Consider the following 23342-nt stretch of genomic DNA (forward strand, 5'->3'; position numbering starts at 1 on the left):
CGCCCGGGTCGGCGGCCGTCCGCGGTTTCAGGAGTCACGAGTCAATGAATGCAGTGCGTTCGAATCTGCCGCGCCTGGCGCTGCTGCCGGTGCTGGTCTCGCTGTCTGCGCTGTTTGCCGGCTGCAGCAGCGTCAACCAATTGCTCGGCAAGGAAGAGTCCATCGATTACAAAAGCGCCACCTCGGCGCCGGTGCAGAAGCTGGAAGTGCCGCCCGACCTGACGCAGCTGCCCAACGACACCCGCTACCAGGTCCCGGGCGCGCCTAGCGGCACCGCCAGCGCGGCGGCCGGTGCCGGCGGTACCAGCGGCACGACCACATTCTCCAGCTACGCGGCTGCCAAGCCGGAAGAGCAGCGCCCGGCCAGCGCGTCGAACGTGCTGCCCACCCGCCCCGACATGCGCGTGGAGCGCTCGGGCAACCAGCGCTGGCTGGTGGTCGACAATCGCTCGCCGGAGCAGCTTTACCCGCTGGTGCGCCAGTTCTGGCAGGACAACGGCTTCCTGATCCGGGAGGAAGACCAGCAGGCCGGCGTGATGGAAACCGACTGGGCCGAAAACCGGGCCAAGATCCCGCAGGATTTCCTGCGCCGGACCATCGGCCGGGTGTTCGATTCGGCCTGGGATACCGGCGAGCGCGACATGTTCCGCACCCGGCTGGAGCGTACCGACAAGGGTACCGAGATCTACATCAGCCACCGCGGCGCGGTCGAGGAGCTGGTCGGCGCCGACAAGACGCAGACCGCCTGGACCAGCCGCCCGAACGATCCCGGCCTGGAGGCCGAGTTCCTCAGCCGCCTGATGGTGCGGCTGGGCAGCGATGCCGACCGCGCCAAGACAATGGTGGCGCAGGCTACGCCTGAGCCGGCCTCCGGCGCGCCGACCCAGCTGGTGACGGGCTCCGGCGACAGCGGCGAGCTCATGATCGGCGAGTCCTTCGACCGCGCCTGGCGCCGCGTCGGGCTGGCGCTGGACCGCGGCGGCTTCACGGTGGAAGACCGCAACCGGGCCGAAGGCGTCTACTACGTGCGCTATGTCGACGTCGATTCCGACGCCAACAACAGCAAGCCGGGTTTCCTCAGCCGCCTGTTCGGCCGCGGCAAGCCCGAGAACAGTCCGCAGTACCGCGTCAAGCTGTCCACCGCCGGCGAACAGACCCGCGTGACCGTGCTCGACGCCCAGGGCAATCCGGAACGGTCGCAGACCGGGCGGCGCATCCTGAACGTGCTTTCCAATCAGTTGAAATGAGCCCACCCCTACGCGCTTACGCGCGCCCCTCAAGGGGCGATGCGAGCGGACCGGCGGAGCCGGATCCGCCGCATCCTGGGTGGGGCGGCGCGGGTTCATGCGGTGGGCAGGCGCGTGGCGCCATGGGCAACTGAAGCTGGCGGGTACGGCGTCTATGCGTTATACGAGCCTGGGCAGTGGGAGCGAAGGCAACGCGCTGGTGGTTCGGGCCCGGTCGGGCTGCACCGTCACCCATGTGATGGTCGACTGCGGCTTCGGCCTGCGCGAAATCGAGCGGCGGCTGCTGTCGCGCGGCGTGGCGCCGGCCGCGCTGGACGCCATCCTGGTCACGCATGAACATGGGGATCACATCGGCGGCGTGTTCCGGCTGGCGCGTCGCCACGGCATTCCCGTCTACATGACGACCGGCACCCGCGCGGCGGTGGCGCTGCGCATTCCCGAGGGCATGCAGGCGCGGCGCTGCGACAGCCACACGCCGTTCGCGGTCGGCGACCTGCAGATCTTCCCCTTCCCGGTGCCGCACGATGCGCGCGAGCCGGTCCAGTTCGTGTTCAGCGACGGCGCCCGGCGCGTGGGCGTCCTGACCGACCTGGGGCAGGGCACGCCGCACGTGCAGCGCATGTTGTCGGGCTGCGACGCGCTGGTGCTGGAATGCAACCACTGCCCCGACATGCTCGCCGCCAGCGATTATCCGGCCTCCTTGAAGGTGCGCATCGCCGGCCGCTTCGGGCATCTTTCCAACGGCGCGGCGGCGGAGATCCTGCAGGCGGTAGACCGTTCCCGGCTGCGCTTCCTGCACGCGGCGCACCTGAGCCGGAAAAACAACGCGCCGGAACTGGCGCGGATCGCGCTGGCCGGCGTGCTGGGCTGCGCGCCGGCGGAAATCGGCGTGGCATCGCAGGACGACGGTTTCGACTGGGTGACGCTGTAGCGGCGGCGCCGGACAGCAAAAAGCCAGCCCTGCGGCTGGCTTTTTCGTCTGGGCTCGAGAGCCCGCCAGACCGGCGGCGGGCGGGGGTTGCTGCCGGAAGCGGAATCCGGTGCGCCGGTCTGGAGGCGCCGATCAGTTCGACGACGGAGCCGGGGCCGGGGTCGTGCCGGAGTCGGCCGGCGGCGTAACCGGAGCCGACGGATCGGCCGGCGCGGGCGTGGCCGGCGCCGGGGTGGGTTCAGCGGGAGCCGCGGCCGGAGGAGGAGCGGTATCGGCCGGGGCGGGAGTGGATTCTTCCTGCTTGTTGCAAGCCGACAGGGCCAGCGCCAGCAGCGACGCGACGAACAGAGTCTTCTTCATGAGCATTCCTTATAGTAGTAATCCAAATACAACCAACTAGAAATAGCGCTATTTCCGGTCATGGCCAGATACTCGGCCTGCGTTCTGCGGTTCCGGGTAGGAATTGCCGGACGGGAAGGCCTGTATTCGAGCACATGTAAATTTTAACAGCGTGACTAGGGACTTTCCATGGTTGCGCTTAAAAGTAAGTCTCACGTAAGCAATTTGTGTATCGGTTCGGTCAATAGTGTTGGCAAGGGTTTCGGGTTTGTGGCATTTCCGCCGCGTTTAGGCTAGGCCGGATGAGTGATGCGATGGAGCAATCCGGCATGCGTCTCAGTCGGCCGAGTAGTGCATCCACCCGGCCGCCAGCCATTCAGCCAGCAAGCCGCGGTCCTGAAGGGTAAGCTCGGCGCAGAGCGGATCGCGGCAGTCCAGCCTGCGGCGATCGGCCAATGCCTTCCAGAAGCGGGAGGCCGCCACCGGCGGCTCTTCGCCGTTGATGTACAAGGCCTTGTCGCGATAGAGCATCTGCGTGCGGCGGTCCAGCGCCAGGCGGCCGGCGGGCGGCCAGGCTTCGGCCAGGTCGGGCGTATCGCCTGCCGGCGGATCGAAGAATACCTGGGGCTTGGGCTCGGTCAGCCAGCAGCCCAGGAAGCGGGAGGCCAGCCGGGCGTCGAGGCGGACCGCCGCGGCGGCCTGTACGGCCCGTTCGACCAGCGCCGGCGGCAATGCGGCCGGCGCGTCGACCGCGGGCTGGCCGGGATCGCGGTAATGGCCGCGCAGCGCCGGCGGCGGCGAGGCCAGGCCGTCGGCGGCCGTTTCCAGCATGCCGCGCGCCAGTTCGGCCAGCGAAGGCGAGCGAAAGCCGATCGAGATCGTCATGCAATCGCCTTCGGCGACGCCGTCGTGGGCATAGGCCGGCGGCAGGTAGAGCATGTCGCCCGGCTCCAGCACGTATTCGGCCGACGGTTCGAAGTCGGCCAGGATCTTCAGCGGCGCATCGGGCCGCAGCGCCAGGTTCTTCTGGCGGCCGATGCGCCAGCGGCGGCGGCCCACGCCCTGCAGCAGGAAGACGTCGTAGCTGTCGAAATGCGGGCCCACGCCGCCGCCGTCGGTGGCGATGCTGATCATCACGTCGTCGAGCCGCGCGTCCGGCACGAAGCGGAATGCCTGCATCAAGTCGGCGGCTGCATCGCTGTGCAGGTTGACGCCCTGCACCAGCAGCGTCCAGCCCGGCTCGCGCGCCGGAGGGAGCCGGCCGAATGGACCCTGCTCCATCTGCCACCGGCCCTGCTCGCGCCACACCAGGCGCGATTCGACGTCGTCGCGGCGCGCCAGCCGCCGGGTCTCGGCGATCGACAGCGGCGGCCGGAAACCGGCAAAGGCCTGGCGGATCAGGAGGGGCTTGCGCTGCCAGTGGCGGCGCATGAATTCGGCGGGCGAAAGGCCGCCCAGCAGGGCGGTGGGGCGATGCGGGTCCATGCGGGGATGTCTGTATAAAATGGGTGTTTGACCCAGCCAAACGGGAACCGAGATTATGACTGCATCCACGAACCCTCCCGGATTGACGGTCGGCGAGAACACCGTGGTGACCGTTGAATTCTGGATTTCCAGTACCGACGGCGAGGCGCTGGACGACAGCGGCGGCCCGGTTTCTTTCCTGCACCGCGGCCACGACAGCCTGCTGCCGCGGCTCGACGACGGCCTGGAAGGCCAGGAGCCCGGCTTCGAGCAGACCTTCCACCTCGAACCGGCCGATGCCTTCGGCGACTACGACACCGACCTGCTGCGCGTGGAAGAGCGTTCGCGCTTCCCGGAGCCGCTCGAAGTCGGCATGCGCTTCGAAGGCGTGCCCGGCCAGGGCGACGGCGACGGCCCGGTGGTGACGGTGGCCGACGATGACGACGAGCCCGACGAGAACGCGCTGATCTTCGTCGTGACCGACCTGACCGAAGACAAGGTCGTGCTGGACGCCAACCACCCCTTCGCGGGGATGGCGCTGCGCGTACGCATCAAGCTGCTGGCCGTGCGCCCGGCCGATCCGGAAGAGATCGAGCAGGGCTATGCCGACGAAGAAGACGAGAGCGACGAAGTGCTCGACGCGATGATCGAGATCCGTCGGCAGTCGGATACTTTGCACTAGTTGGATCCACCCCCACGCGCTTGGCGCGTCCCTCAAGGGGCGATGCTGGCGGACCGGCGGAGCCGGATCCGCGGCGTCCTGGATGCACTGTCGAGGCGCGGTGGTTCAGGGACGCGGCGGGAGCAGCACGGCGGTGCGCCGGGTCACGGTCAGCGCGCCTTTGCGGCCGGGAGCGACGTCGATGCGGATCCAGTATTGCGATAGCGGCGAACCGTAGGTCTGCACGCGGCGCACGTTGGCCAGCACGCGGCCGTTCAGGCGCAGCGGGTGGTCGGCGGGCGGCGGGTCGGTCAGCGTGTTGTCGCTGGCATGCACGACCAGCACCTGGCCCGGGAAGCGGGACGCCAGGCGCGCCAGCAGCAGCTTGAAATCGCCGTAGGGGTCGCGGCCATCGGCGGCGCGGCGGTCGTCGCGGTTGCCTTCGAAATGCGGATTGGCGTGGAAAGCCAGCACCAGGGCCTGCGCCTTCTCGCGCGACGCGGCGGCGAACGCCTGGCGCAGCCACGAGGCATTGGCCAGGATGCGGTCTTCGTATTCGCCGTTGCGGCCGGCGCCGGGCCGGAAGTTGTTGAAATTGCCCGGCATGTTGAAGGTGGCGAACACCACGCCGCCGTACTCCCAGCGCGCGTTTTCCGGGTAGCCGCGGAAACGCGCCGTGTCGCTCTGGCGCTGCAGGTCGAGCTGCAGCTGGCCGAGCGACTGGTCGGCGTCGAAGAACAGCTCGCGGATCCGGTTCAGCCGTTCCACCGGCGCGAAACGGCCGCCGGACTCCTGGTCGCAGTCGGCCCAGTCTTCATCGCCCGGCGTCAGCACCAGCGGCACCGGGCTGGCCTGGAGCAGCTCGCGGCGGCGCTGGTACACCGCATCGTCGCAGCGCTCGCCTCTGCCCTTGATGGCGCCGACATGCACCGCGAGATCCGCCTCGCTGCCGATCTGCGCCAGCGTCTGTATCAGCACCGGCTCGTCCACGGGGCGGGCGGGCGTCTGCCCCAGCAGCGCAAAACGGAAGCCCTGCGCCGCAGCGTAAGAAGACTCCGACGCCGCCGCCGGCATGGCCGTCCATACGAACAACGCCACCGCGCAGAACGCGGCCAACAGAAGACCACCCCTCCTCCAGGGCACAGCGGATCCGGCTCCGCCGGTCCGCCAGTGCCGCCCCTTGAGGGGCGCGCGCAAGCGCGTAGGGGTGGGCCTCATGCTCCCCGCGCCAGGTTTTTCAATCGGTACAAGGCATCGAGCGCCTCGCGCGGGCTCAGCAGGTCCGGGTCGATGGCGGCCAGCGCGTCGTGCAGCGGATCGGCGACGGCGTCGGCGGTGTCGCCGGCTGCCGCGGCGTCCGGCTGCGCGGCGTAGGACGGCGCGCCGAACAGATCTAGCTGCGGCGTGGCCGTGCCCTGGGTCTCCAGCTTTTCCAGTTCGCGCCGCGCCAGCCGCACCACCGAGGCGGGGATGCCCGCGCGCTGCGCCACCTGGATGCCGTAGCTGCGGCTGGCCGGGCCGTCGCGCACCTCGTGCAGGAACACGATGCCCTTGTGCGACTCGGCCGCCGCCAGATGCACGTTGGCCGCCTCGGGCCGCACCGACGGCAGCCGGGTCAGCTCGAAATAGTGCGTGGCGAACAGCGTCAACGCGCGGTTGGCGGTAGCCAGCTGGTGGGCGATGGCCCAGGCCAGCGCCAGGCCGTCGTAGGTGGACGTGCCGCGGCCGATTTCGTCCATCAGCACCAGGCTGTCGGGCGTGCTGGCGGCCAGGATGGCGGCGGCCTCGATCATCTCCATCATGAAGGTGGAGCGTCCGCCCGCCAGGTCGTCGGCGGCGCCGATGCGGGTGAAGATGCGGTCGATGCGGCCGATGCGCGCCGCGCGCGCCGGCACGTAGCTGCCGATGCGGGCCAGCAGCACGATCAGCGCCACCTGCCGCATATAGGTGGACTTGCCGCCCATGTTGGGACCGGTGATCAGCAGCATGCGGCGCAGCGGGCCGAGCCGGCAGTCGTTGGGCGTGAAGCGCTCGATGGCGCGCTCCACTACCGGATGGCGGCCCTGGACGATCTCGATCTCGGGCAGGTCGGTCAGCTCCGGCGCCACCCAGTCGTTGCCGTGCGCGTGCGCGGCCAGCGCGGCCAGCGCATCGATCTCGGCCAGCGCCGCGGCCGCCTGGGTCAGCGCGCGCACGTGCGGCGCCAGCGTGTCGAGCAATTGCTCGTACAGCCACTTCTCGCGCGCCAGCGCGCGGTCCTGCGCCGACAGGATCTTGTCTTCCCAGCTTTTCAGTTCGGGGGTGATGTAGCGCTCGGCATTCTTCAGCGTCTGGCGGCGCCGGTAATCGTCGGGCACCTTGTCGGTCTGGCCGCGCGTGACTTCGATGAAGAAGCCGTGCACGCGGTTGAATTCGACCCGCAGATTGGGAATGCCGGTGCGCTGGCGCTCGCGCGTTTCCAGCTGAACGAGGAAATCGCCGGTGTGGGTTTCCAGCGTGCGCAGCTCGTCCAGCTCGGCGTCGAAGCCGGCGGCGATGATGCCGCCGTCGCGCACATTGGCGCTCGGGTCTTCGGCCACCGCGCGCGCCAGCAGGTCGGCCACGGCGGGGTCGAGCACGATCTGGCGCGCCAGTTCGGGCAGGCGCGGCGGGGTGGCCTCGGGCAGGATGGAGTCGGAGCCTTTCAGCGCTTCCAGCGCCGCGTGCACCGCCGGCAGCGCGCCCAGCGCGTCGCGCAGGCTGGCCAGCTCGCGCGGCCGCACCGAACGCAGCGCGACCCGCGCGGCGATCCGCTCGACGTCGGGCAGCGGCGCCAGCACGGCCTGCAGCGCCTGCGGATCGCCCGAGGCCAGCAGGCAGCCGATGGCGTGCTGGCGGGCGGCCACCGGCGCGTTGTCGCGCAGCGGGTGGTGCAGCCAGCGGCGCAGCAGGCGGCTGCCCATCGGCGTCTTGCAGTGATCGAGCACCGAGAACAGGGTGGGCGACTCCTCGCCGCGCAGCGTTTCGGTCAGTTCCAGGTTGCGCCGCGTGACCGGGTCCAGCAATACGTACTGGCTGGCGCGGTCGGCGCTGAGCTGCTGCACGTGGGCCAGCGCCTGCGACTGCGTGTGCGCCACGTAGCGCAGCAGCGCGCCGGCGGCGCAGATCGCCTCGGGCAGGTCTTCCACGTCGAAGCCGGCCAGGGAGTCGGTGCCGAAGTGGGAAAGCAGTTGCTGGCGCGAGCCGCTGGCCTCGAAATGCCAGACCGGCACCTGGGTGAGCGTGGCAGGGAAATCGGCTTCGAGCGGCTGGCCTTCGGCCAGCAGCACTTCGGCCGGCGCGATGCGGTGCAACTCGCTGGCCAGCAGGGCGGGGGCGCATTCGCTCAGGCGGAATTCGCCGCTGGCCAGATTGAGCCAGGCCAGGCCGATACGCTGCTGGCCGCCGCGCGACTTCGCCGCGCCGGCGTGGACGGCGGCGATCGCGCGGTCGGCCTTGGCGGGCAGCAGCGCGTCGTCGGTCAGCGTGCCGGGGGTGACGATGCGCACGATGCGGCGCTCCACCGGGCCCTTGGCCGCCGCCGGATCGCCGATCTGCTCGCAGATCGCCACCGACTCGCCCAGCTTGACCAGGCGGGCCAGGTATTGCTCCAGGGAATGGAACGGGACCCCGGCCATGCGGATGGGGACGCCGTTGGAGGCGCCGCGGGTGGTCAGGGTCAGGTTCAGCAGGCGCGAGGCTTTTTCGGCGTCGTCGTAGAAGAGCTCGTAGAAGTCGCCCATGCGGTAGAGCAGCAGCATGGATCCGGCCTCGGATTTGAGGCGGAGGTACTGCTGCATCATGGGGGTGTGGCCGGTGGTGTCTGGTTTGTTCATCAAATCTGGGGTCGGGCGGGGCGGCGCGCGTGGAACGCCGGCCGGGCAGGGGCTGCCGCGCTTGGGAGCGAGCGCGGATATTTGACCATGTTCCGAATGGGCAATGCTAATCCGAGGCTGCGGCGGAGGTCGCCGGCGCTAAGGTTTGTTTTTGTTTGCGGCCATTGGCGCGTAGATGCATGGTCCGAATCTGCGCGCAAATGTGTTACAAAAACATACATGCAAGATATTGCCCCGTCCGACCTAAAGACCATCCTGCATTCCAAGCGGGCCAACATCTATTACCTGGAACACTGCCGGGTGCTGGTCAACGGCGGGCGCGTCGAATACGTGACGGACGCGGGCAAGCGTTCCTTGTACTGGAACATTCCCATCGCCAACACGACCAGCATCCTGCTGGGCACGGGGACCTCCATTACCCAGGCCGCGATGCGCGAACTGGCCAAGGCCGGCGTGCTGGTGGGTTTTTGCGGCGGTGGCGGCACGCCGCTGTTCGCGGCCCACGAAATGGACGTGGAGGTGGCCTGGCTCAGCCCGCAGAGCGAGTATCGTCCCACCGAATATCTCCAGGCCTGGGTGCGTTTCTGGTTCGACGACGAGCTGCGGCTGATGGCGGCCAAGGCTTTGCAGCGTGCGCGCGTGCAGCGGCTGCGCAGCGAATGGCGGGCGCGCAGCCTGCGCGAAGCCGGTTTCGAGGTCGATGCCGGGCGGCTCGATGGCTTGCTGGACCGGACGCTTGGGGCGATCGCCCTGGCCGAAGATACGACGGCGCTGCTGACCGAGGAAGCGCGCCTGACCAAGGCGCTGTTCAAGCTGGCCGTGGACACCGTCGGCTATGGGGAGTTCACGCGTGCCAAGCGCGGCACGGGCACCGATCCGGCCAACCGTTTCCTGGACCATGGCAATTACCTGGCCTATGGGCTGGGCGCCACGGCCTGCTGGGTGCTGGGTCTGCCGCATGGCCTGGCCGTGCTTCACGGCAAGACGCGGCGCGGCGGCCTGGTATTCGACGTGGCCGATCTGATCAAGGACGCATGCATTCTGCCGCAGGCCTTCCTGTCGGCCATGGCGGGCGACGACGAGCAGCAGTTCCGCCGCAACTGCATCGAGGCGTTGACCCGCGGCGAGTCGCTGGATTTCATGATCGATGCCGTCAAGGAGATTGCAGTCGCCACTGCGCGGCAGGCTGACGCGCCGGCGAACGGCAGGGACGGGACGGCATGAATGTCGTGCTGGTTTCCCAATGCAGCAAGCGCGCGTTGACGGAAACCCGGCGCATCCTCGATCAGTTCGCAGAGCGGCGCGGCGAGCGGACTTGGCAGACCGCCATCACGCAAGCCGGACTGGATACCCTGCGCAGGCTTCTGCGCAAGACCGCGCGCAAGAACACCGCGGTCGCCTGCCATTGGATCCGCGGCCGGGACCACAGCGAATTGTTGTGGATCGTTGGCGATGCCGGCCAATTCAACCCCGAGGGGGCCGTACCGACCGACACCACGGTGCGTGACGTTTTGCGGCGCGAAGACGAGAACGACTGGCACAGCCTGCGCGTCATCCGCCTGATTGCCGCCCTGGCCGCCTTGCTGCACGACCTGGGCAAGGCCTGCGCCGCTTTCCAGGCGCGGCTGAAACCCGGTGCTCCGCGCGAGAAGAACCGCTATCGCCATGAATGGATCTCGGTTCGGCTGTTCCAGGCTTTCGTTGGCCGGGATGACGATGCGGCCTGGCTGCAGCGGCTGGCCGACGGTGCGAACGAAGGCGTGGCCGGCAAGGTGTTCGAGGCCGCCTGGCTGAGTCATGCGGATGGTCGCCTGTTGCGCGATGGGATCGATCAGGGCGCCCGGACGAACAAACCCTGGGCCGGAGACGGCGGGCTGCCGCCATTGGCCCAGGCCGTGGCCTGGCTGGTGTTCACCCATCATCGCTTGCCGGCCATGCCCCGTAGTAGCACCGAGCCGTCGGAAACGGCACTGTGGCACGGCCGGATACCCGGCGGCGTGCACGGCGCCGAACTGGACACGGCGCTGGGCAAGATCGATGCGGACTGGAACGAGCCGTGGGCGTCGCAACCCACGCCGCAGGAGCGCGGGTTGATCGAGCCTTATTGGACCTTCGGGCATGGACTGCCGGTGCGCACGCTGCCGTGGCGCAAGCGTGCAGCCCGCATCGCGCAAGGTTTGCTCAAGAACTTGCCGGGCAGCCAGGGGTCCCTACAGGACCCGTTCGCCATGCACGTTTCCCGCATGGCGCTGATGCTTGGCGACCATCATTATTCCAGCCTCAAGGACGAGGCGCAGCGCGTGCGGGGCGAACAGGATCATCCGCTGTTTGCCAATACCGATCGCGCTACGGGGGCCTTGCTGCAACCGCTGGACGAGCATTTGCTGGGTGTCGAGGCGCATGCCAGTCAACTCGTCCATGCCTTGCCAGGTCTGGTCGCACAGTTGCCGCACCTGGTCGGTCACCGCGGCTTGAAGAAGCGCAGCAGCCATCCGTTGTTCCGCTGGCAGGACAAGGCGGCGGACCTTGTCGCCGGCCTGCGTCGCAGCGCGGCCGAACATGGGGCGTTCATCGTCAACATGGCTTCTACCGGCTGCGGCAAGACGCTGGGCAACGCCCGCATCATGAATGCGCTGGCCGAGCCGGGGCAGGGCCTGCGTTGCGCCTTCGCCATCGGCCTGCGCACGCTTACCCTGCAGACGGGCCGGAGCTTCCAGCGGGATCTGGGCTTGGGGGATGACGAACTGGCGATCCAGGTGGGCGGTGCGGCCAGCCGTGAACTGTTCGAGTATTACGAGCAATTGGCCGAGCAGACGGGTTCCGCTTCGCGCATGGGACTGCTGGATGAGACCACGCATGTCGTCTACGAAGGGAACGACAGCCATCCCGTTCTGAAGCAACTTGGCGATGACGCCAATGCGCGCAGGCTTGTATCGGCGCCCTTGCTGGTCTGCACCGTCGATCACCTCACGCCTGCGACCGAAGGACTGCGCGGCGGCCGGCAGATCGCGCCGATGCTGAGGCTCATGACGGGGGATCTGGTGCTGGATGAACCCGACGATTTCGATCTTGACGACCTGCCGGCGCTTACGCGCCTCGTGTATTGGGCCGGCCTGCTTGGAGCGCGGGTGCTACTGTCGTCGGCCACCTTGCCGCCGGCGCTGGTGCAAGGGCTTTTTATGGCGTACCGCGAGGGGCGCGGCCATTTTAAGAAGAATCGGGGGCAGCGGCCGACGGAAATGCCCCTGGTCTGCTGCGTCTGGCTGGATGAGTTTGCTCAGGATCACCTGGGGTGCGCCGATGCCGACAGCTTCAACGCGCGGCATATGGCCTTCGTCGGGCAGCGTGATCGCAGACTGGGCGCATTGGCCGCGCGGCGCCGCGCTGAACTCCTGCCGATGCCGCCAGGGCTGCATGGGCTGGGCAAAGCGGAGCGCCGGCGCGGGTTCGCGCTGTTGCTGCGCGACGCCGCGCTGCGCTTGCACGCCAGCCATCATGGCGTGGACCCCCGCAGCGGGAAACGCATCAGCTTCGGCCTGGTCCGCATGGCCAACATCGATCCGCTGTTCGACGTGGCATTGGCGCTGTTCCGGCATGGCGCGCCGGCAGGCACGCACATCCACCTGTGTGTTTATCACTCGCAATTTCCGCTGTACGTGCGTTCTGCCATCGAGCATCGGCTCGACACGGCCTTGAACCGGCGTGATGTCGATGCCGTGTTCGAACTCCCAGACGTTCGGCGCGCTATCGATTGCCAAGCCGCGCAGGACCAGCTTTTCATCGTGCTGGGGTCGCCCGTCACGGAAGTGGGACGCGACCATGACTACGACTGGGCCGTGGTGGAGCCGTCGTCGGTGCGTTCGCTGATCCAACTGGCCGGGCGGGTACTGCGTCATCGCCAGCAGAAAAGCGTCGATCGGCCCAATCTGCTGGTCTCCAACAGCAATTTGCGGCACTTCGAGCGGCCGGGGGAGCCGGCCTTTTGCCGTCCCGGCTTCGAGAGCAGGACATTCCCACTGCGTCCGCACACGCTTGGCGAATTGCTGGCGCCGATGCTGGATGCGCAAGGGCATTCGTGACACCCCAGGCGTCCGCGCCCAGGTTCGGCCTTCGCCGGTCGGCCGAACGATACGGTTCCTTCGGGCCGCATCGGCACCCGTATTTCGAACTGCTGTTTTTTCCGGAGGGCGGGCTGGACCAGCGCATCGCCGCCAGGCGGGTGACGCCGGCGCCCGGGACGATCATCTTCGTTGCGCCCATGCAGCCGCACGAGGTATTTCTGCAGCAGTCCGACCGGTGCTATCTGCTGTATTTCGACCTCGGTTTTCTTCACCCCGAGCTGGCCGCGTCCCACGCCCTGGATGGCGAAGTCATCCGCAAGGCGCCGGAACTCGCCCCCTTTCTTTACCAGGATACGCGGGAGTTCTGCATCACGAGCGCCGACATCGCCGGTATCGAAAGCATGTTGCAGCGCATGGGCCAATGCTATGAAGAGCATTCGATCTGCTCGGACACGGTGGTCCGGTCGCTGCTTTCCCTGTTCCTGTGCGACATCGTCCGGCGGTACGGGCTCAATGGCGATCTGCAGGCCGAGAAGTGCGTGGGCACCGGCCGCGCCACGCGCTATGTGAAGACCGCCGTGGCGTACATCGACGAGAACCTGAACCGGCGGGTCACCTTGTCGGAGGTGGCCGATGCGGCATCGGTGACGCCCAATTACCTGACCTCTTTGCTGCGTCGCGAGACCGGAAGCACCTTCGTGGAACTGCTGACCGCGCGGCGCATGGCGAGGGCGGCCGACCTGCTGGCCTACAGCTGCCTGCGGGTTTCCCAGGTGGCGCGCGCCGTGGGCTTCGACGACGCGGATTACTTTTCTCGCCGCTTCCGTCAGCTGAACGGATGTTCGCCTGCCACGTTCCGCACGGAAAAAGCGCGGCCCGCCGCGGTGTGTTAAGAAATTCCAGGCCGCGATGTTCGCCGCCCACCACCGGATCGCCAACCTGACCGTCGTGCTGGACGCCAACAATTCGCAGGTTGACGGCAGCGTGGAATTCGTCACCACCATCGAACCCATCGCCGACAAGTGGGCCGCCTTCGGCTGGCAGGTCGCCGAAGTCGACGGCCACGACATCGCGCAGCTGACCGGCGCGCTGGACAGCGATCGCGGCGGCAAGCCTTTGGTCGTCGTCGGCCGCACGAAGATCACGGGGCACCTGAAGGCGATCCCGGACACGGTCGACGCGCATTTCATCAAGCTCGATCCGGAGATGACGGCGGGCATTCTCGCCCAGCTGGAGGCCGAGTATGCGTGAGTCCCCGTACGATATCGTCCTCAAGCCGTACGGCAAGGCGCTGGTGGACCTGGCGCGCCGGAATCCCGACGTGATATGCCTGGGCGCCGACCTGACCCGGCAGACCGAGACGGACCTGATCCGCGACCAGATGCCGGAGCGTTTCATCAACGTCGGCATGGCCGAGGCCAATATGATCGGCATCGCCGGCGGCCTGGCGCGTGCGGGCAAGATCGTGTTCGTCAACAGCTTTGGCGTGTTCGCCACGCGGCGCTGCTATGACCAGATCGCGATGGCGGTGGCCTATCCGAATCTCAACGTGAAGATCGTCGGCTTCATGCCGGGCATTTCGAGTCCGGGCGGCCCCAGCCACCAGGCCATCGACGACATGGCGCTGATGCGCGCGCTGCCCAACATGACGGTGGTGGACCTCGCGGATGCCGAGGAAATCACCCAGGCGGTGGGCGCGGCGGCCGAGCACGACGGGCCGGTCTATCTGCGCCTGAAGCGCGGCGAGATTCCGGTGATCTTCGAACCGGACCACAAGTTCACGCTGCGCAGCGCCCATCACCTGATCCAGGGGCCGGACGGCTGCGTCATCGCTTCGGGAATGATGGTGCCGGCGGCGATTTCGGCGGTGAAGACGCTGGCCCAGGGCGGCCTGCGGCTTTCGCTGGTCAACTGCCCGGTGGTCAAGCCGCTTGATGCCGCCACCGTGCTGGGTGCGATCGGATCGAAGGGCTTCGCGATGACGGTCGAGAACCATTCGGTGATCGGTGGCCTGGGCACGGCGGTGGCCGAGGCGATGGCCGAGGCCGGCGCGGGCGTGCCCTTGCTGCGGCTGGGCCTGCAGGACACTTTCGCCGAATCCGGCAGCCGCGAGTTCCTGTTCGAGAAGTACCGGCTGGGCGTGCAGACGCTGGCCGATGCCGCGTGGCGCAAGGCCGGCCGCGCCGGCCCGGCGCCCAAGGCGCCGCCGCAGCAGGTCATCGCGGGGCGCTACGCGCCGGTCTGACGAGGTTCGAAGCGGCGATCCGATAGCCGATCGCCGCCGGTTCACACTACATTCCAACCAAGGAGACAAAACCATGCCAACGCGGCGCAACGTATTGATGCTGTTGTCATCCTATCTGGGCCTGGCATGTTTTCCCGCATTCGCCCAGCCGAAGAAGAAGCGGATCGCGTTCGCCAACTACAACGACGAATCCAGCTTCGGGGTGCTGATCCTGCGCGGCGTGCAGGCGGCGGCGAAGGCGCGGCCGGACGTCGAAATGCTGTACTACGACAACAAGCAGGACGCCGCGCAGGCCGTCGCCGTCGCCCGCCAGGTGGCCACGGTCAGGCCGGACGCGTTCATCGAGTACAACTCGATCGCCACCGCGGCCAACCAGCAGGTGGCACGGCTGATCGAGGCCGCCAAGGTGCCGATGCTGTCGGTCCAGGTGCGGGTCGCCAATACGCCGCTGTTCGCGGTGGACAACGAGCTGGCCGGCTATGAATCCGGCAAGGGGCTGGCGGCGGCCGCCAAGGCCAGGTGGCCGGGCGCCGTGCCGCAGGTGCTGATCATCGGCCTGCCGGAGTCGGGGCAGATCTACATCGACCGCGCCGAGGCCGCGCGCAAGGCGATCCTGGAGGCCTTCCCCGGCGCCAAGGTGGAAGACTTCTCCTCCAAGAACGACCCGAACGTGGCACGCCAGATCGCGACCGATTTCCTGACCAAGAATCCCGGCAAGAAGGCCATCATCTGGGCCCACATCGACGCGGTCGGCATCGCATCGATCACCGCGGCCAGGAATTCGGGCCGGGAGCAGGACGTGCTGGTCAGCTCGACCGGCGGCGAGGTGGTCGCCTTTCCGGAAATCCGCAAGCCCAACAGCTCCTACGTCGGCACTTTCTCGTTCTTTCCGGAATCGTGGGGCAAGGACATGCTGGAGGCCGCGATCAAGCTTGCCGACAAGCAGCCCATTCCGGACATCGTCCGGCCCTCCAAGCAGTTGTTCATCGACAAGTCGAACATCGATACGCTGTTTCCCAAATGAGCGTATTGATCGTCCAGGGCCTGCGCAAGCGGTTCGGCGGCGTGCACGCGCTGCGCGGCGTCGACCTCGCCCTGCGCACGGGCGAGGTCAACGCCCTGCTCGGCGAGAACGGCGCCGGCAAGTCGACGCTCATCAAGATCCTGTCCGGCATCGTCCAGGCCGACGAGGGGTCGTTCACCCTGGACGGCCAGCCGGTGGCGCCGGATTCGGTCGCCAAGGCGAACGAGCTGGGCATTCAGACGGTTCACCAGGAACTGGAACTGGCGCTTCCGCTCAGCGTTGCCGAGAACATCTTCATGGGCAGGCTGCCGGGCAGGGCCGGGCGCATCGACTGGAAAGCGCTCTACGAGCAGGCGTCGCGCTCCCTGCAGACCATGGGATCGAAGATCGATCCCCGCACGCCGGTCGCCCATCTGTCGATCAGCGACAGGCAGGTGGTGGAGATCGCCAAGGGCCTGGCGCGCAAGGCGTCCTTCCTGGTCCTGGACGAACCCACCGCGGCGCTGCCGCCTTCGGAGGTCGCCAACCTGCTGCGCGTGGTGCGCAGGCTGCGGGACCAGGGCGTGGGCATCCTGTACGTGACCCACCGGCTCGATGAAGTGGCCCAGATCGCGGATCGCGCCACGATTCTTCGCGACGGCAGCGTGGTGGGCAGCCTGGAGCGGGAGGCCATCAGCCGCGATGCGCTGGTGCGCCACATCCTGGGACGCGACGAAGACAAGATCCCGCAGAGCGCGCCGCCGAAATCCGCCGCCCCGGTGGTCGAGTGCCAGGAACTGGCGAGCGGGAACGATCTGCGCGGATTGAGCTTTCAGGCCGCCGAAGGCGAGATCCTCGGCTTCTTCGGCTTGCTCGGCGCCGGCCAGAGCGCGATAGGCGATTCCCTGTTCGGCCTGCGCAAGGCCCGCTGCGCCTTCTTCCGCGCCCGGGCCGCGGGCCGGCAAGCGCCGGATGCCGCCGGCGGGCAGCGCCTGCCCGCCAGCCCGCGGCGCGCGCTGGCGCTCGGGATGGCCTACGTGCCCGCCGACCGCAAGGGCGCCGGCCTGGCGACCAGCCTGCAGATCGGAGAGAACCTGCTGATGCCCGACATGGGCAGGGTCAGCCGCTGGGGGCTGGTCGACGGAAAGCGCATGGCCGAGGTCTGCCAGGCGGCGATCAAGGCCTACGACATCCGCTGCGCGGGCTTCAGGCAGCGCGTGGACGAGCTGTCCGGCGGCAACCAGCAGAAGGTCTCGGTGGCCAAGTGGGCCGTGCGCGGCGTCCGGATACTGTATCTCGACGAACCCACGCGCGGCGTGGATGTGGGCGCGCGGGTGGAAATCTATCGATTCGTGCAGTCGCTGGCCGCGCGCGGCGGCACCTGCCTCATCTCGTCGAGCGACGCCGCCGAGATCGCGGCCATCGCGACGCGGGTGATCGTGATGAAAGCGGGCAGGGCGCTCAAGGAATTGCGCGGCAGCGAGATCACGGAAGCCGGACTGATCGCGGCGGCGCTGTAGGCGCCCGTCTTATCGTCGTTCAAATCTTTCAGCGTGATGCCAGATGGCCAATCCTCTCAAGTCCAGGTGGGCAGACTACGTACGCTACCTCAGCCTCATCGGGGTTCTCGCGGGTCTGATGATTTTCTTTTCGTTCCGCTCGCCCTATTTTTTCACGGCCGAGAACATTTCGAACCTGCTGCTCGCGGTGTCGGTGATCGGGACCATGGCGGCAGTGTCGACGCTGCTGATCATCGGGCGCGGCATCGATCTTTCGCTCGGCTCGATCTGCGCGCTGTGCGGCCTGCTCACCAGCATGCTGATCGAAGAGTTGCACGTGCCGTGGATGCTGGGGATTCCCCTGGGGCTGCTGGCGGGCGGGATCTGCGGCGCGTTCAACGGGATCATCGTCGCCAGGTTCAACATCAGTCCCATCATCACGACGATCGGCACGCTGTCCGTGTTCCGCGGCCTGGCCTACGTGGCCAAGGACGGGCAGCCGGTCCTGGTCAGCAGCGACCAGCTGCTGTTCTTCGGCGCGCAGAAGTTTCTCGGGCTGCCGGCCTCGGTGTGGATCCTGGCGGCCGTCCTCGCCCTGTGCCACTTCATCGCGCTGCGGACGACCTACGGGCGGGGCGTTTTCGCCGTCGGCGCGAGCCCGCGCGCGGCGCTGATCGCTGGCCTGGACGTGCCGCTGTACCGGTTCTCGCTATACGTTGCCAGCGGCGTGTCGGCGGCGCTGGCGGGAATCATGATGAGCGGCCAGGCCGGCACCGCCACGCCGAGCGCGGCCAATGCCTACGAACTGTGGGTCATTACCGCGGTGCTGCTGGGCGGCACCAGCCTGAACGGCGGCTCGGGCTCGGTCGCGCGCACCGCGCTGGGCGTGCTCATCATCGGGGTGCTCAACAACGGCATGATCCTGGTCTCGGTGCCCACCTTCTACCAGATCATCGCCAACGGCACCTTGCTGCTGGCCGCGGTGATCATCGACCAGCTCCACCAGAGCCGCGGCGCCGTCCTGAAGGACGTTTAGGCGGGCGCGGCGGCGAGTGTGGATAAATCCAGATAACGGATTGACCCGCCATGCCCGGACGGCGCAGCGGCACCCTAAAGTGCTGATTCCAATCGCCCGAACAATCCCAGGAGAGAGACGATGTCCTTGCAAAATTTCCTTCCCACTCCGGAGTTTGAGGAATACAAGGAATTCTTCAAAGACTTCTACAAGATGGAGCGTCGCGAGGACGGCGTGATCCTGGTCCAGGCGCACACCCGCGGCGGCCCCATCCAGCTGAGCGTGGAGAACCACCGTTCGCTGGGCCAGATGCTCAAGACCGTGGGCGCGGACCCGAAGAACGAAATCCTGATTCTTACCGGTTCCGGCGACGACTTCATGATGGATGCCGATCCGGAGGGCTTCAAGCTCGAAGAGAAGGACCTCGCCTACTGGGCCTACGAGTATGCCTACAAGGACGGCCGCATCAACGTGAGCTCGCTGGTCAACGACCTGGAGATCCCGACCATCGGCCTGCTGAACGGCCACGCCTTCCACAGCGAGATCTGCCTGATGTGCGACATCACGCTGTGCGCGGAAGAGGCCACGCTGTTCGACCTGCACTACGACATCGGCTCGGTCCCCGGCGACGGCATCCACAGCTGCTTCACCGAGCTGCTGGGCGTGAAGCGGGCCGCCTACGCGCTGCTGACCGGCGAGGCGATCACCGCGCAGCAGGCGCTGGAATACGGCATGGTGAACGAAGTCCTGCCGCGCAAGGACCTGATCCAGCGCGCCTACAAGATCGCCGACCACATCATGACCCAGCCGCGGACGACCCGCCGCATGAGCACCCAGATCGTCCGCCGCCCGTGGCGCCAGCGCATCGCCAACGACCTGGACGGCGGCTTCGCCATGCAGATGTTCGCCCACCTGGCCAAGAACCGCGGCGTGCACGGCAGCGAGCACATCGGCAACGTGGTGGACTATGTCCGCCAGGGGCGCAAGAACAACTTCGACGAGTAGGCTTTTCTTCTCAGAGCCCGGCCAGCCTGCCGACCAGTTCCGCCTGCCTGCGCACGCCCAGCTTGGCCATCACGGCCTTGCGCTGCGCGCGCACGGTGCCTACCGTGGCGCCGCGGGCGGCCGCGATCGCGTCGGGCGCCTCTCCGGCGGCGATGCGCATGGCGACGTCGGCTTCGGCCTCCGTCAGGCCGAATGCCTGGCGGGCGACCATGGCCACGCGCGCCCTGTTGGTGGCGCCGACCTGGCGCACGGCAATCAGTACCCGCGGATTGAACATGAGGTCATGCGCCATGTCGGGCAGGCGCACGACGTCGAGGACGAGCGCGCCGCCGGGGCCTGTGCCCGGGGCGACGAGGGTGGAAGCGCGCGGCTTGCCTGGCGCGGCCGGGCCGGACGCCGCGAAGTCGATCGCGTTGGCGAGCGCTCTGTCGATGCGGCCGGAATGCGCATGCAGATGACCCAGTCGCAGGCTCAGCGCCTTGGCTTCGCCCACCAGCTCCTCGGCCGCCGGCGTCATGGCCTGCACGCGGCCGTGCCGGTCGCAGACGAAGGCGATCATCTCCAGTCCTTCGAAGGCGGCGTTCAGCAGCCGGGCGCCCTGGTTGTTCAACGCGATCTGCGTACGGACGGCGGCGCGCACATGCGGGGCGATGGCCGTGAAGACGGCGCGCTGCGACGCCGTGATGTGCCCGTTGCGGCGGCTGCGCACGACGGCCAGGCCGATCAGCATGTCTTCTTGCCGCTCCAGCGTCGTCAGGCAGATGTGCGGCACGTTCCAGGGCGTGAGGAATTCCCGGTACCACGGGTTTCGCTTGTAGTCGTCGGCGGACATGAAATCCGGGTCCGCCAGCACCTTGAGCACCGGGGCAGACATGCCGGCCGCCACATAGGGATTGACGCGGGGGTCGCCGCCGCCGCCGGCGACGAAGGCGGGATGGAAGCCGGGGTCCATGTTGGTCATGATGTTGAACGGCACGGCGGCGTCGGAGCCTATGCCGATCAGTTCACCCGTGTTCGATCCGGTGGCCTGGGCCAGCTGTTCCAGCGCCGCGTGCCAACCCGCGCCTTCCAGGCCGGCAGCCTGGAAAGCGTCTGCGATCGAGATGACGCCGTCTTCCGAAACCTCCATGATTCCCCGCACGCCGCGCAGTGCCCCCGCCCGCGACTATGAAAGCTTATGTTTGCTGACTTTTTGGGACATATTGTAGTCAGCAATTCGTCAGTTTGCCTGATCGAGCCACCCGCCGACCCCGCCTATGGTTTGATCCGCACCCGACTCGAACAGGCCGGCACGCCGATCGGAGGCAAGGATTTGCTCATCGCCGCCCAAGCCCTGGCGCTCGGCTTCACGATCGTTACCGATAATGAGGCCGGGTTCGCCCGCATCGATGGCCTGCCCTGGAAGAACGGGCTAAGGCCGGCTTCGTAACAAAACAGTCACCTCCGGCCGTCAGGATGGCAGCTCTCGAAATAGTGCCCGAATCGTGCCGAGCCAATCATGCCTTCTTCGACGTTTGCGCGGCGTGGCCGCGGGCGCGGTTTCGCATGCGCTCGGCGCGTGGCGCGAAGGCCGGCCGGCATGCGTGCATTCGCGGCCGGGCTGACCGGCTCGGCCGTTGCGCTGCCGGTGTTGTGCGGGCTGGCCCTGCCGGCCTGGTGCGCGGACGGCCCCGGAGCGCCGGCAGCCGGCCTGCGCCAGCCTCGTGGCGCGGCGCAGGCCGACGGCCTGCTGCTGGATTTCGACATCCCCGCGCAGCCGCTGGCGGCCGCGCTCAGGCAATACGCCAGCGTGACCCTGCAATCGACCATGTTCCGCAGCGATATCGTGGCCGGGCTGACTTCGTCCGCGGTGCGCGGTCGCTATCCGGCCGAGGCGGCGTTGCAGCGCTTGCTGGCCGGCACCGGGCTGGCGGCGGAGAAGGTGGACACGGGGCCGGCCGGCGTCTTCGTGCTCAAGCTCATCGGCGACGCGCCGGTCGCCGCGGCGCGCGGCATGCCGCGGGCGTCCGAGGTGCCGCGCAGCCTGATGGGCTACCCCGCCGAGATCCAGGCCCGCGTGTGGCAAGCGCTGTGCAGCGACCGGCGCACCGAGCCCGGCGGCTATCGCATGCTGCTGCGCTTCCGGGTGGACGCCGCCGGCACGCTGCGCCAGCCCTACCTGCTGGTGTCGACCGGCGACGCGCGGCGCGACGAGGTGGTGCTGGAGGTCTTGAGGCGCGTGCGCATGGACGCGGCGCCGCCGCCCGACATGCCGCAGCCCGTCGCCATGCTGATCCAGCCGCGCGCGCCGGGCAGCGCGCAGCATTGTGGCCGCGCGTCCTGACCCGACATGGCCGACGACGCCCGTCCCGTCCTGGTGGACTACCTGGCCCGGCACTACGCCAGCCTCAAGCTGCGCGTGGCGCGGCTGGTGGGCAATGCGGACCTGGCCGGCGACGCCATGCAGGACACCTGGCTGCGCCTGCAGAGCCGCGATGCCGACCAGGCGGGCGCGCCGATCCAGAGCCCGGCCAGCTACCTGGTGCGCACGGCCGTCAACATCGCCGCCGACATCCAGCGCCGGCAGGCCCGTTCGCTGCCGGCCGACGAGGTGGAGGCGCTGAAGGCGCTGGCCGATCCGGCGCCGGGGCCCGAGCAGGTGGCCGCAGCGCGCGCCGACATCGGCGATCTGCTCAAGCTGGTCGAGACCATGCCGGCGCGGCGGCGCGAGGTGTTCGTGCTGATCCACTGGGAGGGAATGTCGCAGCCGGAGGCGGCGCGCCGGCTGGGCGTGTCGCTGCGGACGGTGGAGTACGAACTGAAGTACATCCACGATCACCTGAACGCGCGGATGCCCCGATGAACGAAATATATTGCGGGGTTGCGGCTGCGCATTCGTCTTATGCCCATGGGAGCATCCGGACGGAGCGGCTGGCGGCCGCCATGCAACTTATCCGCCGGACCTATCCTGGCCGCCCGACGTGACACCATGACGACATCGCCGGAACACCCGTCCCGCCCGAACGACGAGCTGCAGCGGCAGGCGTGGGACTGGCTGCGCCTGCTTAACGCCGGCGCGGTCAGGCCGCAGGACGCGGAAGGGTTCAAGTCGTGGCTGCTGGCCAGCCCGGCGCACAAAGAGGCGTTCAATGCGGCGCGGCTGCGCTGGGGCGTGTTCCGGCCGGTGGCGGCCGAACTGCTGCGGACCAACCCGCAGGCGGCCGAGTTCCATGCACGCACGCTGCGCGGCCCGGCGTCCGGCGGCCGGCGGGCCTTGCTCGGGGCCGCCGCCGCGGGCGCGGCGGCGGCCGGCGTCGCGGTGCTGTATCCGCCGGCCGGGCTGTGGCCCGCGCCGCGCGAATGGGGCGCCGAGTTCCGCACCGCCACCGGCGAGCAGCGCGCCGTGGTCCTGGCCGACCGGGTGCGGGTGACGTTGAACACCCGCACCAGCATCCGCCGCCGGACGACGCAGGGGCAGACCACGGGCATCGAGCTGCTCGCCGGCGAGGCCGCCATCGACCTGCCCGCCGGCACCGAGCCGCCGTTCACCGTGGCGGCCGGCGCCGGCCGCAGCGAGGCCGGGGCGGGACGCTTCGAAGTCCGCCACCTGGACGGCAAGGTCTGCGTAACCTGCATCGAAGGCGAGCTGAGCGTGGAGCATCCGGCCGGCGCGCATCGCCTGCGGGCCGGCCAGCAGACCGTCTACGACGCCGAATCGCTCAGCGGCGTGGCAGCCGTCGAGCCGGGGCGCGTGTCGGCCTGGCGGCAGGGCAGGCTGGTCTTCGAGCGCGCGCGGCTGGGCGACGTGCTCGACGAGATCAACCGCTACCGGCCGGGCCGCGTGGTGCTGCTCAACGCCGAGGCGCGCGGCCAGACGGTCAGCGGCACCTTCTTCATCGCATCGCTGGACCAGACGCTGTCGCAGCTGCAGCATACCTTCGGCCTGCGCGCCCGGCCGCTGCCGGGCGGCCTGTTGATCCTGAGCTAGTGTTCTGTCCCGTTAATTCGCCCACACAAGCGGGCGAGTTTTTGTAGGATC

At 68.3% G+C, this 23342-nt stretch carries 21 protein-coding genes; 16 read left to right on the forward strand and 5 right to left on the reverse strand.

Annotated features, from left to right (window positions below; translation table 11 throughout):
* The first annotated feature begins 44 nt into the window (after window positions 1-44).
* Complete coding sequence (bamC, locus tag ABD927_RS10780; protein ID WP_345249149.1) at window positions 45-1247, forward strand: NlpB/DapX family lipoprotein; 1203 nt, start codon at window positions 45-47, stop codon at window positions 1245-1247.
* 154 nt (window positions 1248-1401) lie between these two features.
* Complete coding sequence (locus ABD927_RS10785; RefSeq protein WP_345249151.1) at window positions 1402-2178, forward strand: MBL fold metallo-hydrolase; 777 nt, start codon at window positions 1402-1404, stop codon at window positions 2176-2178.
* A gap of 132 nt (window positions 2179-2310) precedes the next feature.
* Here ABD927_RS10785 and ABD927_RS10790 read toward each other — a convergent pair whose 3' ends face one another.
* Window positions 2311-2538 carry a hypothetical protein gene (locus tag ABD927_RS10790; protein WP_345249153.1) on the reverse strand — a complete coding sequence of 76 codons (228 nt, stop codon included), beginning with the start codon at window positions 2536-2538 and terminating at the stop codon, window positions 2311-2313.
* 315 nt (window positions 2539-2853) lie between these two features.
* Window positions 2854-4002 (reverse strand): JmjC domain-containing protein, encoded by a 1149-nt coding sequence (locus ABD927_RS10795; RefSeq protein ID WP_345249155.1) that lies wholly within the window; start codon window positions 4000-4002, stop codon window positions 2854-2856.
* Window positions 4003-4084: 82 nt separating this feature from the next.
* Here ABD927_RS10795 and ABD927_RS10800 point away from each other — a divergent pair, with 82 nt between their 5' ends.
* Window positions 4085-4663 (forward strand): FKBP-type peptidyl-prolyl cis-trans isomerase, encoded by a 579-nt coding sequence (locus ABD927_RS10800; protein WP_425570237.1) that lies wholly within the window; start codon window positions 4085-4087, stop codon window positions 4661-4663.
* 105 nt (window positions 4664-4768) lie between these two features.
* Here ABD927_RS10800 and ABD927_RS10805 read toward each other — a convergent pair whose 3' ends face one another.
* Together ABD927_RS10805 and mutS are read right to left on the reverse strand one after the other, a co-directional pair.
* Window positions 4769-5758, reverse strand: coding sequence for a hypothetical protein (locus ABD927_RS10805; protein WP_345249159.1), 990 nt, complete (start codon window positions 5756-5758; stop codon window positions 4769-4771).
* 98 nt (window positions 5759-5856) lie between these two features.
* On the reverse strand, window positions 5857-8496 hold the full coding sequence (gene mutS, locus ABD927_RS10810; protein ID WP_425570232.1) for a DNA mismatch repair protein MutS: 2640 nt from the start codon (window positions 8494-8496) through the stop codon (window positions 5857-5859).
* A 219-nt stretch (window positions 8497-8715) separates the two neighbouring features.
* Here mutS and cas1f point away from each other — a divergent pair, with 219 nt between their 5' ends.
* The 9 genes from cas1f to ABD927_RS10855 all read left to right on the forward strand — a co-directional run bounded on the left by cas1f (window position 8716) and on the right by ABD927_RS10855 (window position 19324).
* Window positions 8716-9720, forward strand: coding sequence for a type I-F CRISPR-associated endonuclease Cas1f (gene cas1f, locus ABD927_RS10815; protein ID WP_345249161.1), 1005 nt, complete (start codon window positions 8716-8718; stop codon window positions 9718-9720).
* The gene (gene cas3f, locus ABD927_RS10820; RefSeq protein WP_345249164.1) at window positions 9717-12575 is read left to right on the forward strand and encodes a type I-F CRISPR-associated helicase Cas3f; all 2859 of its coding nucleotides are present in this window, start codon (window positions 9717-9719) and stop codon (window positions 12573-12575) included. Before cas1f ends, cas3f begins: the two co-directional genes overlap by 4 nt.
* Window positions 12572-13450 (forward strand): helix-turn-helix transcriptional regulator, encoded by an 879-nt coding sequence (locus ABD927_RS10825; RefSeq protein WP_345249166.1) that lies wholly within the window; start codon window positions 12572-12574, stop codon window positions 13448-13450. Before cas3f ends, ABD927_RS10825 begins: the two co-directional genes overlap by 4 nt.
* Window positions 13451-13466: 16 nt before the next feature.
* A complete protein-coding gene (locus tag ABD927_RS10830) occupies window positions 13467-13808 on the forward strand; it encodes a hypothetical protein (RefSeq protein ID WP_345249168.1) in 342 nt (113 codons plus the stop codon).
* Window positions 13801-14802 carry a transketolase family protein gene (locus ABD927_RS10835; protein WP_345249170.1) on the forward strand — a complete coding sequence of 334 codons (1002 nt, stop codon included), beginning with the start codon at window positions 13801-13803 and terminating at the stop codon, window positions 14800-14802. The genes ABD927_RS10830 and ABD927_RS10835 overlap by 8 nt, the downstream gene beginning before the upstream one ends.
* Before the next feature lie 73 nt (window positions 14803-14875).
* Window positions 14876-15826 carry a sugar ABC transporter substrate-binding protein gene (locus ABD927_RS10840; protein ID WP_345249172.1) on the forward strand — a complete coding sequence of 317 codons (951 nt, stop codon included), beginning with the start codon at window positions 14876-14878 and terminating at the stop codon, window positions 15824-15826.
* Entirely contained in the window at window positions 15823-17325 is a 1503-nt protein-coding gene (locus ABD927_RS10845; RefSeq protein ID WP_345249174.1) for a sugar ABC transporter ATP-binding protein, read from the forward strand. The genes ABD927_RS10840 and ABD927_RS10845 overlap by 4 nt, the downstream gene beginning before the upstream one ends.
* Before the next feature lie 118 nt (window positions 17326-17443).
* On the forward strand, window positions 17444-18340 hold the full coding sequence (locus tag ABD927_RS10850) for an ABC transporter permease (protein ID WP_345249176.1): 897 nt from the start codon (window positions 17444-17446) through the stop codon (window positions 18338-18340).
* Between the two features lie 120 nt (window positions 18341-18460).
* Complete coding sequence (locus ABD927_RS10855) at window positions 18461-19324, forward strand: enoyl-CoA hydratase/isomerase family protein (RefSeq protein WP_345249178.1); 864 nt, start codon at window positions 18461-18463, stop codon at window positions 19322-19324.
* Window positions 19325-19334: 10 nt separating this feature from the next.
* Here ABD927_RS10855 and ABD927_RS10860 read toward each other — a convergent pair whose 3' ends face one another.
* The gene (locus tag ABD927_RS10860; RefSeq protein ID WP_345249180.1) at window positions 19335-20453 is read right to left on the reverse strand and encodes a helix-turn-helix transcriptional regulator; all 1119 of its coding nucleotides are present in this window, start codon (window positions 20451-20453) and stop codon (window positions 19335-19337) included.
* Between the two features lie 48 nt (window positions 20454-20501).
* On the opposite strand from ABD927_RS10860, the gene ABD927_RS10865 reads away from it, so the two are divergent.
* The 4 genes from ABD927_RS10865 (at window position 20502) to ABD927_RS10880 (ending at window position 23291) form a co-directional block, all read left to right on the forward strand.
* A complete protein-coding gene (locus ABD927_RS10865; protein WP_345249182.1) occupies window positions 20502-20753 on the forward strand; it encodes a PIN domain-containing protein in 252 nt (83 codons plus the stop codon).
* Window positions 20754-20903: 150 nt separating this feature from the next.
* Window positions 20904-21647: a TonB family protein gene (locus tag ABD927_RS10870; RefSeq protein WP_345249184.1), complete on the forward strand. Its 744-nt coding sequence runs from the start codon at window positions 20904-20906 to the stop codon at window positions 21645-21647.
* 6 nt (window positions 21648-21653) lie between these two features.
* Entirely contained in the window at window positions 21654-22166 is a 513-nt protein-coding gene (locus ABD927_RS10875; protein WP_345249186.1) for an RNA polymerase sigma factor, read from the forward strand.
* A 126-nt stretch (window positions 22167-22292) separates the two neighbouring features.
* Window positions 22293-23291 (forward strand): FecR family protein, encoded by a 999-nt coding sequence (locus ABD927_RS10880; protein ID WP_345249188.1) that lies wholly within the window; start codon window positions 22293-22295, stop codon window positions 23289-23291.
* Window positions 23292-23342 lie beyond the last annotated feature (51 nt).

Source organism: Pigmentiphaga soli, from assembly GCF_039541095.1.
Classification (GTDB): domain Bacteria; phylum Pseudomonadota; class Gammaproteobacteria; order Burkholderiales; family Burkholderiaceae_B; genus Pigmentiphaga; species Pigmentiphaga soli.

Bases quoted from the DNA above. Each gene is read 5' to 3' on its own strand.
- cas3f (WP_345249164.1), top strand. From the start codon at position 9,717: ATGAATGTCGTGCTGGTTTCCCAATGCAGCAAGCGCGCGTTGACGGAA.
- ABD927_RS10790 (WP_345249153.1), bottom strand. From the start codon at position 2,538: ATGAAGAAGACTCTGTTCGTCGCGTCGCTGCTGGCGCTGGCCCTGTCG.
- ABD927_RS10835 (WP_345249170.1), top strand. From the start codon at position 13,801: ATGCGTGAGTCCCCGTACGATATCGTCCTCAAGCCGTACGGCAAGGCG.
- ABD927_RS10855 (WP_345249178.1), top strand. From the start codon at position 18,461: ATGTCCTTGCAAAATTTCCTTCCCACTCCGGAGTTTGAGGAATACAAG.
- ABD927_RS10865 (WP_345249182.1), top strand. From the start codon at position 20,502: ATGTTTGCTGACTTTTTGGGACATATTGTAGTCAGCAATTCGTCAGTT.
- ABD927_RS10875 (WP_345249186.1), top strand. From the start codon at position 21,654: ATGGCCGACGACGCCCGTCCCGTCCTGGTGGACTACCTGGCCCGGCAC.
- cas1f (WP_345249161.1), top strand. From the start codon at position 8,716: ATGCAAGATATTGCCCCGTCCGACCTAAAGACCATCCTGCATTCCAAG.
- ABD927_RS10840 (WP_345249172.1), top strand. From the start codon at position 14,876: ATGCCAACGCGGCGCAACGTATTGATGCTGTTGTCATCCTATCTGGGC.
- mutS (WP_425570232.1), bottom strand. From the start codon at position 8,496: ATGAACAAACCAGACACCACCGGCCACACCCCCATGATGCAGCAGTAC.
- ABD927_RS10860 (WP_345249180.1), bottom strand. From the start codon at position 20,453: ATGGAGGTTTCGGAAGACGGCGTCATCTCGATCGCAGACGCTTTCCAG.
- ABD927_RS10870 (WP_345249184.1), top strand. From the start codon at position 20,904: ATGCGTGCATTCGCGGCCGGGCTGACCGGCTCGGCCGTTGCGCTGCCG.
- ABD927_RS10850 (WP_345249176.1), top strand. From the start codon at position 17,444: ATGATTTTCTTTTCGTTCCGCTCGCCCTATTTTTTCACGGCCGAGAAC.
- bamC (WP_345249149.1), top strand. From the start codon at position 45: ATGAATGCAGTGCGTTCGAATCTGCCGCGCCTGGCGCTGCTGCCGGTG.
- ABD927_RS10880 (WP_345249188.1), top strand. From the start codon at position 22,293: ATGACGACATCGCCGGAACACCCGTCCCGCCCGAACGACGAGCTGCAG.
- ABD927_RS10795 (WP_345249155.1), bottom strand. From the start codon at position 4,002: ATGGACCCGCATCGCCCCACCGCCCTGCTGGGCGGCCTTTCGCCCGCC.
- ABD927_RS10830 (WP_345249168.1), top strand. From the start codon at position 13,467: ATGTTCGCCGCCCACCACCGGATCGCCAACCTGACCGTCGTGCTGGAC.
- ABD927_RS10845 (WP_345249174.1), top strand. From the start codon at position 15,823: ATGAGCGTATTGATCGTCCAGGGCCTGCGCAAGCGGTTCGGCGGCGTG.
- ABD927_RS10785 (WP_345249151.1), top strand. From the start codon at position 1,402: ATGCGTTATACGAGCCTGGGCAGTGGGAGCGAAGGCAACGCGCTGGTG.